This window comes from Streptomyces sp. NPDC058674 (genome assembly GCF_042716505.1).
Lineage (GTDB): Bacteria > Actinomycetota > Actinomycetes > Streptomycetales > Streptomycetaceae > Streptomyces.
In genome coordinates, this window is the sequence record NZ_JBHXSC010000091.1 from 10,472 (window position 1) to 23,234 (window position 12,763).

At 69.7% G+C, this 12,763-nt stretch carries 15 protein-coding genes; 8 read left to right on the top strand and 7 right to left on the bottom strand.

The annotated features are described in order from the left end of the window. Window positions 1-551: 551 nt before the first annotated feature. The 3 genes from ACFWU6_RS30870 (at window position 552) to ACFWU6_RS30880 (ending at window position 1,851) form a co-directional block, all read left to right on the top strand. Window positions 552-887 carry a hypothetical protein gene (locus ACFWU6_RS30870; protein WP_383812630.1) on the top strand — a complete coding sequence of 112 codons (336 nt, stop codon included), beginning with the start codon at window positions 552-554 and terminating at the stop codon, window positions 885-887. A gap of 7 nt (window positions 888-894) precedes the next feature. After that, window positions 895-1,365, top strand: a complete 471-nt coding sequence (locus ACFWU6_RS30875; RefSeq protein WP_383984436.1) for a hypothetical protein — start codon at window positions 895-897, stop codon at window positions 1,363-1,365. A 162-nt stretch (window positions 1,366-1,527) separates the two neighbouring features. Further along, complete coding sequence (locus ACFWU6_RS30880) at window positions 1,528-1,851, top strand: hypothetical protein (RefSeq protein WP_383984439.1); 324 nt, start codon at window positions 1,528-1,530, stop codon at window positions 1,849-1,851. Between the two features lie 453 nt (window positions 1,852-2,304). Here ACFWU6_RS30880 and ACFWU6_RS30885 read toward each other — a convergent pair whose 3' ends face one another. Beyond that, complete coding sequence (locus ACFWU6_RS30885; RefSeq protein ID WP_383984442.1) at window positions 2,305-2,763, bottom strand: hypothetical protein; 459 nt, start codon at window positions 2,761-2,763, stop codon at window positions 2,305-2,307. Window positions 2,764-2,992: 229 nt separating this feature from the next. Here ACFWU6_RS30885 and ACFWU6_RS30890 point away from each other — a divergent pair, with 229 nt between their 5' ends. Next, a complete protein-coding gene (locus ACFWU6_RS30890; protein WP_383812635.1) occupies window positions 2,993-3,364 on the top strand; it encodes a helix-turn-helix domain-containing protein in 372 nt (123 codons plus the stop codon). A 489-nt stretch (window positions 3,365-3,853) separates the two neighbouring features. On the opposite strand, the gene ACFWU6_RS30895 is transcribed toward ACFWU6_RS30890, so the two are convergent. Further along, a complete protein-coding gene (locus ACFWU6_RS30895) occupies window positions 3,854-4,159 on the bottom strand; it encodes a hypothetical protein (protein ID WP_383984445.1) in 306 nt (101 codons plus the stop codon). Between the two features lie 848 nt (window positions 4,160-5,007). Further along, window positions 5,008-5,334, bottom strand: a complete 327-nt coding sequence (locus ACFWU6_RS30900) for a GYD domain-containing protein (RefSeq protein ID WP_383812639.1) — start codon at window positions 5,332-5,334, stop codon at window positions 5,008-5,010. An 834-nt stretch (window positions 5,335-6,168) separates the two neighbouring features. Here ACFWU6_RS30900 and ACFWU6_RS30905 point away from each other — a divergent pair. Further along, window positions 6,169-6,969 (top strand): ImmA/IrrE family metallo-endopeptidase, encoded by an 801-nt coding sequence (locus ACFWU6_RS30905; protein WP_383984447.1) that lies wholly within the window; start codon window positions 6,169-6,171, stop codon window positions 6,967-6,969. Between the two features lie 283 nt (window positions 6,970-7,252). Beyond that, complete coding sequence (locus tag ACFWU6_RS30910) at window positions 7,253-7,465, top strand: hypothetical protein (RefSeq protein ID WP_383984450.1); 213 nt, start codon at window positions 7,253-7,255, stop codon at window positions 7,463-7,465. Window positions 7,466-7,629: 164 nt separating this feature from the next. On the opposite strand, the gene ACFWU6_RS30915 is transcribed toward ACFWU6_RS30910, so the two are convergent. After that, window positions 7,630-7,830, bottom strand: coding sequence for a DUF1918 domain-containing protein (locus tag ACFWU6_RS30915; RefSeq protein WP_383984453.1), 201 nt, complete (start codon window positions 7,828-7,830; stop codon window positions 7,630-7,632). 386 nt (window positions 7,831-8,216) lie between these two features. On the opposite strand from ACFWU6_RS30915, the gene ACFWU6_RS30920 reads away from it, so the two are divergent. Together ACFWU6_RS30920 and ACFWU6_RS30925 are read left to right on the top strand one after the other, a co-directional pair. After that, entirely contained in the window at window positions 8,217-9,773 is a 1,557-nt protein-coding gene (locus tag ACFWU6_RS30920) for a helix-turn-helix domain-containing protein (protein WP_383984456.1), read from the top strand. Further along, window positions 9,773-10,369: a hypothetical protein gene (locus ACFWU6_RS30925; protein WP_383984459.1), complete on the top strand. Its 597-nt coding sequence runs from the start codon at window positions 9,773-9,775 to the stop codon at window positions 10,367-10,369. The genes ACFWU6_RS30920 and ACFWU6_RS30925 overlap by 1 nt, the downstream gene beginning before the upstream one ends. A gap of 82 nt (window positions 10,370-10,451) precedes the next feature. Here ACFWU6_RS30925 and ACFWU6_RS30930 read toward each other — a convergent pair whose 3' ends face one another. The 3 genes from ACFWU6_RS30930 to gcvH form a co-directional block, all read right to left on the bottom strand. After that, the gene (locus ACFWU6_RS30930) at window positions 10,452-10,679 is read right to left on the bottom strand and encodes a hypothetical protein (protein WP_383984462.1); all 228 of its coding nucleotides are present in this window, start codon (window positions 10,677-10,679) and stop codon (window positions 10,452-10,454) included. Between the two features lie 23 nt (window positions 10,680-10,702). Next, window positions 10,703-11,035 (bottom strand): DUF6233 domain-containing protein, encoded by a 333-nt coding sequence (locus ACFWU6_RS30935; protein WP_383984465.1) that lies wholly within the window; start codon window positions 11,033-11,035, stop codon window positions 10,703-10,705. Between the two features lie 235 nt (window positions 11,036-11,270). Further along, window positions 11,271-11,660: a glycine cleavage system protein GcvH gene (gene gcvH, locus ACFWU6_RS30940; protein WP_383984468.1), complete on the bottom strand. Its 390-nt coding sequence runs from the start codon at window positions 11,658-11,660 to the stop codon at window positions 11,271-11,273. Window positions 11,661-12,763 lie beyond the last annotated feature (1,103 nt).

The following is a 12,763-nucleotide window of genomic DNA, read 5'->3' on the forward strand; positions in this document are numbered from 1 at the left end:
GACGCCAGAAACGAGAAGAGGTTGTCCCGGCCCTCCGGCAGGTCTCCCAGCCGCCCGCGGGGCCCCAGGGCGCCGGTTCCCCACGCGCGCCGCGGGGGTTGTACCGCCCGGCCGGGAGCCGCTGTGCGCTCGACGCCTGCTGCGCCCGGCCCCTCCGCGGCCGGCCGGCCGTCTCTCCCCCCCCGGGCCTTGTCCGGAGTTCCGGGTCACGCGGCGTGACCCGGATCTGGTGTACGCGCGGATGTCGAACGCCGAGCGGGCCCGGCTGCTCCAGCGGCACCCTGACTGCGAACTGTGCCAGCGCCGCCCTTCGGCGGCCGTCGGCCACGACGCGGCCACGGGCCGGGTGCGCGGTGTGATGGGCTGCGATCCCGGTTGCGGGACCCGAGGGTAGTCGCAATTTTTGAGCATGTTCAAATAGGGGTGTGCGGCCGTAAGCCGGACATCCAACCTCTGGGGAGGGATCTGTGAACATGCGTGCTGGGGCTGTGATGTTCAGGGGGACAGGTACGCGGTGGCTCGTCACTGCACTGATGGCTTCTGCGGTACTCATGTCAGGATGCACGGCCTCGGTCGACCCCGACGGGCTGCCCGGCGTGTACCGCAACGCCAAGACGGGCGGCGAGATCCTGCTTGGGCCCGATAAGAAGTTCTCCGCCACCGGCGTATCGGTTGACGGGACTTCCGCCCCGGCCGACTTCCATGGCACCTGGCAGTTCCTCGACAGCCAGGAGTCCAGCGACTGCGTCTACCTGACGGTCAAGGACGACGGGCTCGGCATGACCGCGGGCATTCAGCTCTACACGAAGAGCCAGGAGACGCTGTACTTCCAAGACGATCCGGACGGGCGACCGTCCCTGGTCCTCGAGAAGGTGCCCGCGCCGTAGATCCTGCGTGCGTGGTGACGCCGAAGGCCGCCCGCGGTCGCGGGTGGTGGCGGAGGCCGCCGACCCGGAGACGGTGCGCCCCGCCCTGCGCGGCGCGGTCCGGTCGGCGCAGGACGGGCCATGGGACCGGCTGACGGAGGCCCTGGGCGTCCCGCTGCCGCTGCCGCTGCGGCGGCCGCGGATGACCGCGCCCGCGGTCGGCCACCTCGTACGCGCCGGCCTCCTGCTCCGCCTCGGCGGTGACACCGAGTTCCCGGAGGTCCACCCGGACCAGGTGGAGACGCTGGCCCGCCGCCGCGACCTGCCAGTCCTCCTGGACCACCACGTCCCCCTCGGCCCGGACCAGGCCGCCCTGCGCCCAGGTGTCCGCCGCACCGACTTCGACCACGACGTGCGCCTCGGCTGGCTGTCCCCGGTGGGCACGGTGGACGTCGACTACGGCCGCGCGTACGGGGGAGTGGTACAGGTCCCGCTGTGACCCCGCGACCGCCGTCGCGCTCCTGTCGCAGACCCACCCCTCCGTCGACTGGCGACACCTGCGCCGGACGGAGCCCGGCCGCCGCTCCCCGCTCGCCGCACTGGAGCCGACCACCCCGCCGCGGACACGGCGTACCTCCCGGAGGTCGCGCGGACCGCCCGGGTGGGCCGCGCCGCGGTCATTGTCTGGCGCCGGCGTCTGCCCGACTTCCCCGACCCTCACCGGCACCGACATGCACCCCGCTTCGACCGGCGCGCGGTCGCCGCCTGGCTCCTCGCCCACGACAAACTCGCCACCCCGCACACGCTGGGCGCCGCCGCCCTCTCCGTCGCCGGCCCGGGAGCCGACGTGCTCCGCGCCCACCTGGCCGACCCGGAGCTGCGCCTGGCCGACGACGTCGAAGGCACGGACAGCATGTCCGGGGGCGGACGGAGTCGGCCGACGCGGACGCCTTGGCGCAGGTTGGAGAGGCAGCGTGAGGGATGAGCCTGCGGCGGCTCACCGTCCCGGGGCCGGGGCCGGGGCCGGGGGTGGCGGGTGCGGGTAAGCGACCGGTCCGCGCCGGCGGGCGGCGCGTACATCGAACCGTCGCGGCTGGCCCCGCTCCGCGGCCGCGCCGGCACCGCAGCGGGGATCGTCCGCCATGGCTTGACGCACGCCGACTCCGGCGACGCCTATCCGTTCGCCCGGCACGCCTGCGCCGGGATCGTCCCCGCCTCCCGGGGCCAGGGTGGGATGGGGCCGGCCGGATGCCGCGCAGCCACATTTCACGGAGAGACGGACGCCTCGTCATCCTGCCACTTCGCCGCGCCCAGATCGGGCCCCGAGTACCACGCTGTGCAGGCCGTCGCCACCATGCACAACCTCGCCATGACACGGTGAAACAGCAGCTCAACCACTCCCACAACCCTGCCTGCACCAAGCCTTGTGCAACACCCTTCAGAAGCTGCGGGCGCTGCGTGCGAGCCAGGGAGTGAGAGCGATGTCCGTGATCAGTTCCTTGTACGTCTCGTCGCCGGGCAGCGGCACGATGAGCCACTGGCCCGGTGGGAAGAACCGGCCCTTCGTGTAGGCCAGTCCGCCGTACACGGACCGGAGGAACGCAGGGACGGAATCGCGCGGTACGTCGTGGAACTCGACGTGATCCACGGTGATCTTCGCGTCGTCTTCGGGAAAGATCCGGACGCTCACGGCCGGGACGCCGGAAAGTTCGACGAAGGTCTCGTGCGGCAGTGAGCCGTCGGGATCGACGGTCGTGAAGGCGCCGGCCGATGTGCGGCGCGACGTCTGGTCGGCCCCGATGTCGTCGGCGACGGCGATGTCCAGGCCGTGTTCGGCCGCGATCGCGCGTATCGCGGTGACGGCTGCCTCGGTGGTAGGCAGGTGGGGGTGTGCCATCGACGGGATTCTTCCTTGTCCGGTGGCGTTCCGAGTCCGGTACCCCTGACGTGTCCGTGCCAGGGCGGCGGGATCGGCGCGTTCCGCGCACGAAGGGCGGCTCGGGTGACCGAACTCCCGCAGGGGCCCGCGGTGAACGTGGGGGGTGGATGGTGCCGGTCAAACGATGAATCCATTTTACGCATGAAGCATGCGTTATTCGCAACGACTTGCGGGTAGGGTCTCTTCCATGGTGATGAGCACGGAAGAGATGCTGCAGGTCACGGTGACCGCGATCGCCCACCGCACGGGGGAGCAACAGGCCGACTTGGCGGCCGCGTTGGGGCTGACGCAAAGCCAGATCAGCCGCAGGCAGCACGGCAAGGCCGCGTGGACCCTCACGGACTGCGACCGCCTCGCCGCCCACTGGGGCATGCCCGTCCTCGACCTCCTCGCAGGCCCCACCCACGCACTTACCCGTCTGCCCGCCGACCGGATCGCCACCGGCGGGATGCAGACTCTCCTACCGCTCGAGACCCCCGAACCCGAACCAGAACCCGCAGCGGCCCCGGCACAGCCGACCGCGGCCGAAACCGCCCGCAGCGCACCCGCTCCCAAATAGGTCGCCGCGCCCACCGCCGAGCCGGCGCCCACCGCCGAGCCGGCGCCCACCGCCGAGCCGGCGCCCGCCGCTGCGCCCGCCCCCAAGCGGGTCGCCGCCCCGGCCGGCCCTCTCGCGGACCGCATCCGCAGTCGTGTAGCCCACGAGCTGGCGGCGCATGACGGGGATCGGGACGCCGCGCGGGCCGCGCTCATCAAGGCGATCGGGAGCCACGTTTTGAGTGCGGCGAGGTAGGCGGCGTTCCCCACCGCCGACATCCTCAGGAAGGCCTCACAGGAGAGCGCTGACCAGATCTGGGAAGGCCGGCCCAAGTGGCGGGCGGAGGACCTCCACCGCGCCGCCCGCGGCGGCCACATTCGCCTGGACGTGACCGCATTCGGACCCCGACTATGCGGCGTACGCATACGCGAGCTCGATCGGCATCGGCGCGTAAAACCCGCCCAGCCGGTGCCGCCGTGTCCACCGACGCCGCTTCACTCAAGGCGTACGTCAGGACCTGGCGCCGCCGACGCCGGGGGCGACGAAGCGCCGGTGCAGGGGTTGGAACTTCGGCTCGGGGTCGCTTTGCACGCCCAGTTCACCCTTGAGTACGGGGGTGACCCTGGCCTCGATGAACCGGTTGAAGTGGTCCTGCGACTCCCAGATGTCCATCACGTTGAGGCCGCCGTCGACGAACCAGGCGGCGTGCAGCACGGACCCGTCCGGTACGTCCTCTTCCCAGCGCACCTTCTGGCGCACTGCGTCGTACACGTCGGGTGTGATCTCGGGCCAGGAAAAGGTCATCACGACTGCCATGGAGCTTCCCTTCGACCGCCTGGACGCGCCGCGGCCGGACGGCATGACGGCACACGGGTTCGCACTGCGAAGCTAAGCCGCCGGTATCGCCGGTGCACTCCAGGGCGTCCACCCGAGAAAAGCCTGGTGGCCGCGGGCAAGACGGCCTACTTTCTCGACCGAGCAGGTCGTCCAGCTCCTCTTGACTGCCCTTTGCGGGTCCGCCCCCATGCCCCCGGCCGGGCCCCCGCTGGCCGGGGCCCGCCCCGGCCAGCCCGCCCCCCGCCTTGGTACTGCAACGGTGTGGTGCAGGGCCTCGACGGAACAGTGTCCGCGGATCGACACGGCGAGCTGGGGGTGGGGGCCGGCCTGCTGCGTCGTCGAGGGCGTCGCCGTCCAAGAGGGCCGGCAGTCGGCCCAGGGTCGTGGCGGCCGGCGTGCATGCCCCGAGCCCGATACGTCGGCGCAGGTCCGGGCCGCTGTTGATGGCGAAGCGCGCGATGCAGGCCAGCGAGGTTGCGCCGCTGATCACGCCGACCAGGCACAGCGTGCGCAGGACGCCGATGGGGTAGCGGCGGCCGGTCGGACACCGTGCGGGTCCGGAACCCGCTCCAGGACCTCGGCCACAGTGCGCAGTTCGGACAGCCCTGCAGGCGGGCATGGAAGTACGACGTCCTCGCGGTGGCACACGAGGGCGTCGATCACGGCGAATGGCATTCGAATGCGACCCCTGTTCATGATCTTTGGCTTCGACAACCTTGATCATCAGGAGTCGCGTTCGTCGATTCCAGTCCGGTGGATCACCCCTGAATGACCACACCTGGGCGAACCGCTCATCTCGTCAGCCGAGAACGCATTGGCCTGGACCGCTACGCGCCCGGCGCCCGGTACTGGACTCGTTCGGCTTTGCGCAGGGCATCCATGGTTTCATCGACGGTCAGGAGAACTGTCGTCTCGAACGAGCTAAGCGCGCCGCCTCCGCTGATCGCCAGAGCAACCGCGGCCATGGACACGTTGTCGGGGGCCTCCCACAGGCTGTAGCCGTCGTGCGTGCCGAAGGCGTACCAGAAGCCGTGGAGCTTCCCGCCGACGGACTCGATGTACGACTGAGCAGCCTTTGCGCGGTCCTCGGGGTGGCCGATCAGCCTCGCCCACGTCTCCGGTGTGTAGCCGAACCTCGATAGATAGAGCGGCATCATGTCTCCCTTTCGTTGCACCGAGGGATGCCCCGGCGGGGCGGGAAACGCACCGAATGCGGCCCGTGTATCCCCCGAACAGCTGGGGACGATGACCGGCACGGCCACGGCCAACGCGTGAGCGACCTGACCGGGCGCTCTGACCCTGCTTCGTGCACGGTGGCTGACGCGTCCGCGTACGGTACGGTCCGCGTGACCCCTACCGGTCCACCCTGCCCACGCATGCGAGCTACTTCATCTCGCAACCTGAGAACGCATCAGCCCTGGCCGACCTCTACGTCGGCACCGTCATCCTCCACGGATTCGAACCCATCCGGATGGGAGATCTGGAGCACCTCGGCACCGGCAGTGTGGCCGTGCGCCTGCACCCCGTCACCGGGACCCGGCAGGCTGGACGGACCGTCATCCACCGCCCTACCGCCCCAGTGACGCTGTGCGCGGTCCCCCGAGTCGCGTGGACCGTCCACCATCAAAAGCGCCGGCGAACGCAGGCCCGGCGCCTACACCACCACCCAGATCACCCCCGTGTATGCGGCCCGACACTGCCGGCGGAACGAGGCCGAGCGCCGGACGGCTGTCCGCCTGGTGGAGCACCACAGTCTGATGACTGCTACTACCGCCTCTACGGCCGAGGCCCCACCGTGCTCCGCACCGGCGGCGACGTCCGCTTGCGCCTCGCAGCGCTCTCCGATGTCCACGACCGGGAGCACGGAGAGTGCGACCCACGCCACATGGCTCTATAGACGACAAGTGACTCCACGGGCCCGCGAGGAGGTCCATCGGATCGCGGGACCTCAAGCCGGTCAGCGGCGACGTCCTGGCACCACCCTCCCGGTGGCCGAAGGCACCCTCACCCCCGACGACATCGAAAACCTCGCAGACCAGACCCGCGCCGCCCTGGGCATCCCCTCGGACGGCGTGCCCGGACACGTCATCCGCACCTGCGAACGGGCCGGCACCCCCGTGATCCCGCTCATGCTCCTCGACTCCGACGGCACCGGAAAGGAAGCCGGCGTCGGGCACTCCGGCGTCTCCTGCTGGAAGGGCACCACGGGGCCATCCATGATCAGCTATTTCTCCGCCGGAAACGGAGACAGGCAACGATTTACCACCGCCCGCGAACTGGGACACCTCGTCCTCCACCCCCACCGCCGGGCCGGCCTTGACGCCAAGCAGGGCGAAATCGAGGCGCACCGCTTCGCCGGCGCGTTCCTGCTTCCCAAGGAACGCGCAGAGGAAGCGTTCAGCGGCCCACGGATGCTCCGCGAGTTCGCCGTCCTCAAGCAGCGCTGGGGCATCTCCATCCAGGCCCTTGTCAACCGCGCCTACGACCTCGCCCACATCGACCAGGCCCGCCGCGAGAGCCGCTACAAGCAGCTCGCCGCCCGAGGCTGGCGCACCAACGAGCCCGTCGCCGTGCACCCCGAGCAGCCCACCCTCGTCCGAGCCATGCTCGGCCGGAAGTACGGCGAACCGCCGTCCCTGCTCCAAGCCACCGAAGACCTCGGTCTGCACCCCGTCCTCATGCGCTCCCCCGCACTGGACGTCGCCGCCGACCCCGCTCCGCGCCGTAACGCCCCCGTGATCAGCCTCGCTGCCCGACGCTGCAAAGGCGCTCGCCTTCAGGCCCTCTGACACCTGCTACTGGAACGCCACGGCCTAAAGGCCCTGCTGCTTCGGTGCGGTGGTGCGGGCCGGGGCGCCGTCCTGGTGAAGGGCGCCCCGGCTCTGCGCGGTCACAGCTGCCCTTCCCGGGCCCGGTGAGAGCGCGGCCGGACCCTCGACCCCAGCCCCCCGGCGACGGTGTCCGGCGTGACCTGGCCGCGTTGGGCATGACATGGAGATGGTGGAGCAACTGCCGTTCGGGATGCGGACCTCCGTCACGGTGACGTACGTCCGGTGCGCACAGTGCGGAGCGATGGGTGAACTCGTCCTCGATGGCGGGCGGCTGGACCTGGCGATGGCCCTGGCCGGGGACCACGTCCGCGAAATGCCCCCGGGCGTGAACGTCCCCGAGGCGCTCCGGCTCGCGCCCGACGTCGCCTTCCCGCCAGCCGACTGTTCCGACGTCGCCGAGTGGGTCGCGCAGTACAACGCCCGGAACGGGATGAAGACGTGGGGCCCGCGATAGCGCCCGAGCGTCGCCGTGCGTGGCCCGCGCCCAGCCGGGCGGCGGCGCGGGCTCCATACCGAAGCGCCCTGACCTGATACGCCAGGGCACTTCGTATCAGCGCCGCGACCTGCCGACAAAAGGCTGCCGGTCAGCGGGTCCTGGGGTAGTGAAGTGGGGTTCTGTCAGGTCTCGTCGCTACTGCGACGGTGGTCAACCACAGTGTCTGGCCCGGGCGACATGATGGTTTCGTGACCGTTTTCGGCCCTCACCTTGTAGGGCGGTGCTCCATCCGGGCCGAGGACTTCGAGGATCTCCACAACTCGGTCCTGCTGGCCCACGACTCGGCCGTGCATGACGAGGCGGTCCCCTTGGGAGGCGTGCACTAGTACGACCTTTCCTGCTCGACGACCCCGCATGTATTCACGACGGGTAACCGAACTGTAGCTAACAGTGTATGCAGCGCTCGGCCTACGCTCCCTCCACCGCCGGAAGCGCGCCGTGCAGCCGCAAGTAGCCCCAGGCTCACCAGCTGTCGGACGACACGGGAGTGTCCCGCCGATGCGACCCCCAAGGGCCCAGAGCACTTCATTCAGAGTCACTAGCGCCCGGACGTGCGCCGTACCTTCCCGCGCCCGGGACGTGCAGCGCGTGCCCTGGTGCTCGCTCCCGTACCTGCGCCCGGGCAATGCAAGCCGCGCCTCCGATAGGGAAGCATGTTGATTAGGTATGACGCATGCGGAATCAGTATTGAATGGGTTACTCTTGCATCATGATGGGTGTCGAGGACCTCCTCAGGCTCACGGTTGCAGCGCTGATGACGCGCACCGGTGAGCGCCAGAACGACCTCGCCGACGGGCTCGGCCTGTCCCAAGCGCAGGTCTCACGTAAACAGGCGGGGCGCCAGCACTGGTCGCTGGAGGACGTCGACCTACTCGCCAAGCACTTCGGTCTGCACGTCCTCGACCTGCTGGCCGGCCCCACGCACGCGGTCGGCGTGCTCCACGGCGCGATCCCTGCCCTGCGCCCCGCGGACGCCATGACTCCTGCGGCCGTCGCGCAGCCGGCCCCCGCCGCCCTGTTCCCCGCCGAGTCGGCGGCCGCCGCCGCGCCCGCCCCCGCGGCGCCGGTGGGGCTGTGTGTGTTGTGTGGGCAGCCGTGCAGCGGCGAGATCGACGGGTTCCCGCAGCACTTCAGCGCCGAGGAGTGCGCGGCCGCCGTCGCTGCCGCGAACTCCGCCCCCGCTGCCCCTGCTGCTGCCTCGACGCCCCCGGTGGAGGCTCCGGTCATGCTGGCGCCCCAATCCGAGCAGCCGCCTGCTGCGCCTCCGGTGCCGGAGCCCCCGGCCCCGGCGAGGCCGCGGAGCCCGCGTACGTACGCCTCGGACGACCTGATCGGCCAGATCACCGGCCGCGTCCACGACGTCCTCGCCGAGCACGCCGGCGACGTCGACGCCGCACAGGCCGAGCTGATCAAGGCGGCAATCCCGGACGTGATGGCGCTGCTGAAGGCCTCCCGGGTCGGCGGCCGCTACGAGCACTCCGAGTTCCCTCCCACCGCGGAGATCCTGCGGAAGCGGTCCCAGAAGGGCGCAGACGAGATCTGGGAAGGCCGCCCGAAGTGGCGCAACGCCTCGGCCCTGGCGGCCGCGAAGGCCGGCGCGCAGCTCGATGTCACGGCCCTGGACATGAACGCCGCCTACCTCTCCGCCCTCAAGTGCTGGCTGCCGATCGGTCAGCTACGCGAGGACACCAGCGGCGTTCACGACCCGAAGAAATCCGGCGTCCACCTCATCACCCCGGCCGACTGGGAACACGCCGACCTCCCGAACCCGCTGGGCAACCGGATGGAGCCGGGGGAGTTGTGGGTCAGCGAATCCACCCTCCGCCTCCTCCTCGACTGCGCCCGCCAGGGCCTCGCCGACGCCCCGACTATTCACCGCTCCCTCGTTTCTGGCGCCACCGAGGGGCTGCTGGAAAAGCTGCGCCGAGCTCTGGCCGAGACGAGGAAAAATGCATTGGCTGAGGGTGACGAATTGACCGTCGCCTACGTGAAATCCATGTATTCTAAATTGGTATCGACGGTAGGTGAATCCACGGCTAACCGCGAACTGCGGCGCCCAGATTGGATGCACATTATCCGGGCGAAAGCGTTCGCGAATCTGTGGATGAAGGCCAATAAGGCGCACAAGGCCGGTCTTCAAGTCGTGGAGATTTCCGGCACGGATGAACTGCACGTCGTCGGTGACTGGCGTTCGGTGTTTTCCGAGGGCCGGGACCTGAACCAGGTGAAGGAAAAGAGCACCTACCTTCTGGGGGGTAAGCGCTGATGGCCGGATCCGAGAATCTGTGGGCCCGCTGGGGCGACTGGCGCAAGCACGACGCCCGGGGCATGAAGGGCGGCGAGGCCCTGATCCTGGAACTCAACCGGATCGTGCACTCCTCCGGCATCACCTCGCCCGTCACCACCCGCCGCGGCCTCGCCGCCCGCCTGCGCTACCTCGACAGCCCCGCCGGCCGCCAAGCCCTCGCTGAACAGGGCGTCACCCCCCGCACGCTGCGCTCCTGGATGCGGGGCAAGGCCACGCCCTCCCCGGCGAACCGTGAGCGGGTGGACCGCGCGTACTGGGAGCGGCGGCGGGAGAACCTGATCCGCTCCGGCTGGCTGGCCCGCCACCTCGACAACGGCGGCCGCGGCCGCCGCATGGAGATCTACCCCGTGGACCAGAGCCATGTGGACGGCAAATTCCGGCGTCCCCTGAGCGATCGCTCTATCACCGTCCGCTATATCTGGGGAGATCTGGTCAAGGCGTGGGCGGACCGCGATGAGTCTCTGATTGATGAAATCTGGGATGACGTCATTTCCGACCTCGACTCGGAATATGCGGCCTACGCATACGTCTCGTCCATCGGAATTGGGGCCTGACCCGTCCAGTCCGGTAGTGAGCGGGGCATCCCTCTGACCCCGGTGCAGCAGTGCGGGCCGCCCGTCCGGCGGCGGCCTGCACTCAGGCCCCGTCGGTGTCCGGGGTCCATACGGCCGGTCCGCCACCGCGCCACTCGATGAGCAGCGCATCGTCCAGGCGGACGTCATCAGGATCCAGGCCGGCCCGGCGCAGGAACTCCAGCAGGTCACCCGGGCCGAGGGCGCGGCCGAGGATCTCGCCGTCGACGCGGACGCGGCGGCCGCCCTCGGCGTCCGGCGGGTAGACGATGACGTGCAGGTCAGGGCTCATCCCTCCACCGTGCCGGGACCCGGTCACTCCAGCACTCCGAGCGCAGTGTCCGGGCGGCAGTGGATACAGGCCGGCACGCCCTGGGTGAGGAGCTGGCGGACCTGCTCGGCGGCGGCCGGGACGCAGCGCTTCCCGGTGCCCCAGCAGCCACCGGTGTGGAGGCGGGCCGGGAGCCGGCCCGCGCCTATCCCGCGCTCCACCAGCCACGCGGGAGGCTCGGGCGCCGGCTGCTGTCGGACCGCCGCAGCCTCGCGCTCCTCGGCCGCGGCCAGGGCCCGCTCCGCGCGGCCCAGCTCGCCGCGCAGGTAGAGGACCAGCGTGTGCAGCCGGGGCAGATCCGGCGGCAGCACGGACACCGGGTCAGCCTCCGTTCTGCGCCTGCCGAGCGGCCCTGCACGTCTCGCACAGAGAGTTGGCCGGAGCCCCGTACCGCGCGCACGGTCGGCCGCATTTGGCACCGGATCACCGGCCTGGCCCGCGTACTCATGCGCCAACGAGGCCACCCCCAGCCGCCTCACCGACCGCAGCGGGACAGATCCCACCCGTCCGAGTGACAGCCGAACCGGGCCCGAGGCATTGTGGTGGCGCAGTTCACTCGCCGATGGCCGCCTTGTAGCCGGCAGCGTCGAGGAGATGATCGAGTTCGGAACTGTCCGACGGCCTGATCTTGAAGATCCACGCCTCGTGGGGCCAGTACCCCGTGTTGATGAGATGCGGTTTGGAGCACAGCTCCTCGTTCACGGCGATCACCTCGCCGCCGACCGGCGCGTGGATGTCCGACTGGGCCGTGACCGCCTCGACGGCACCGACGACATCGCCAGCCGCGACGGGTTTGCCGACCTCCGGCAGCTCCACGAACACCACCGGGCCAAGCGCCTGCTGAGCGTGATCGGTGAGCCCGACCGCCAACGTGCCGTCCGACTCCGACCGCACCCACTCATGCGACTCGGTATACCGCAGATCAGCCGGAATGTTCGACATGCTCACTCCACAGTTGTCCTAGTTGATCAGCAGACTCAGCATGCCCGATATCACGAAGGAGCGACCGGATTTCAGTAATGTAACTGACGAGGCGTCAACAACCCTTGACGACGCGCAGCCGGCCAACGTGGAGCGGCCAGACCGCGATCAGAGCCGCTGATACACCTCGCTCACTGCGGACGGCCGCCCGGTACGGTTCGCTAGCGCCGAGCAGCCGGGCACGGTCGTCCCCGTGCGGCGGCCCGACGGCCGGGTGGAGCGGTTCCGGCTGACCGACACCCCGCTGTACGGCCCGCACCGCGGCACCTTCGGGGGGACCGGGTCGACTACCTGTAGGCCCGATGTGAGCCCCCGGCGAAAGCCGGGGGCTCTTTTTTGTGTTTTCGGTATGGGTGGTCGGGAGGTTTCTGGGTGGTGGTGGGGTGGTATTCGGGTTTCTACACAGTGGGGGTTGTGATGCATCATTTCGGGTGTGTGGGTGGGGTGTTGGGGGTTGTGTTTTGGTATGGGGTCAGGGGGTGTTTCTGTTTTGGTATTTGGCGGGTTTTCAGATTGGGGACTGTATTTGAAATGGGGTGTGGGGCTGCTGCTGGCGTGGTGGTGGTTTAGACCTGTAGTGGGGATGGTTGGGGGCTTGAGTGACGGTGTGTAGTGGTGTTGGGGGTGGGTGTTGGGGGTGGACAGGGGTGGGGGGTCGGCGGGCATACTGCTACGGAGAGGGAGCGCGCAGCACGTCCGGCAGCAGCCGGCAGGGCGGCGGTCCCGCAGGGCCCGGCCCCGGGATCGAGCCCCTGATAGCCCGTCAAAACCTGTCTGACCTGCTAGAATTAGCCGAAGAACCCCGCGAGCGGCCCCGCTCTTCTTGCCAGCCGGCCACCGCGGACCGGTAGCCCCCGAGCCAACCGGGACCACCCCGCAGTCACCGCAGGTGACTGCCCGACAGGGCTCACTCTGTCTGGCGTCGCGCAGCGACGCAGCCCCCTTGGAGTGACGCAGTCACTCCGCGTCGTGTCGCCACATGATAACAGTCTCTTATACACAAATACGAGCCCACCAGACCGAGCATAATCTCTTATTCCGTATTGTTCATTAAAAATTGTGGG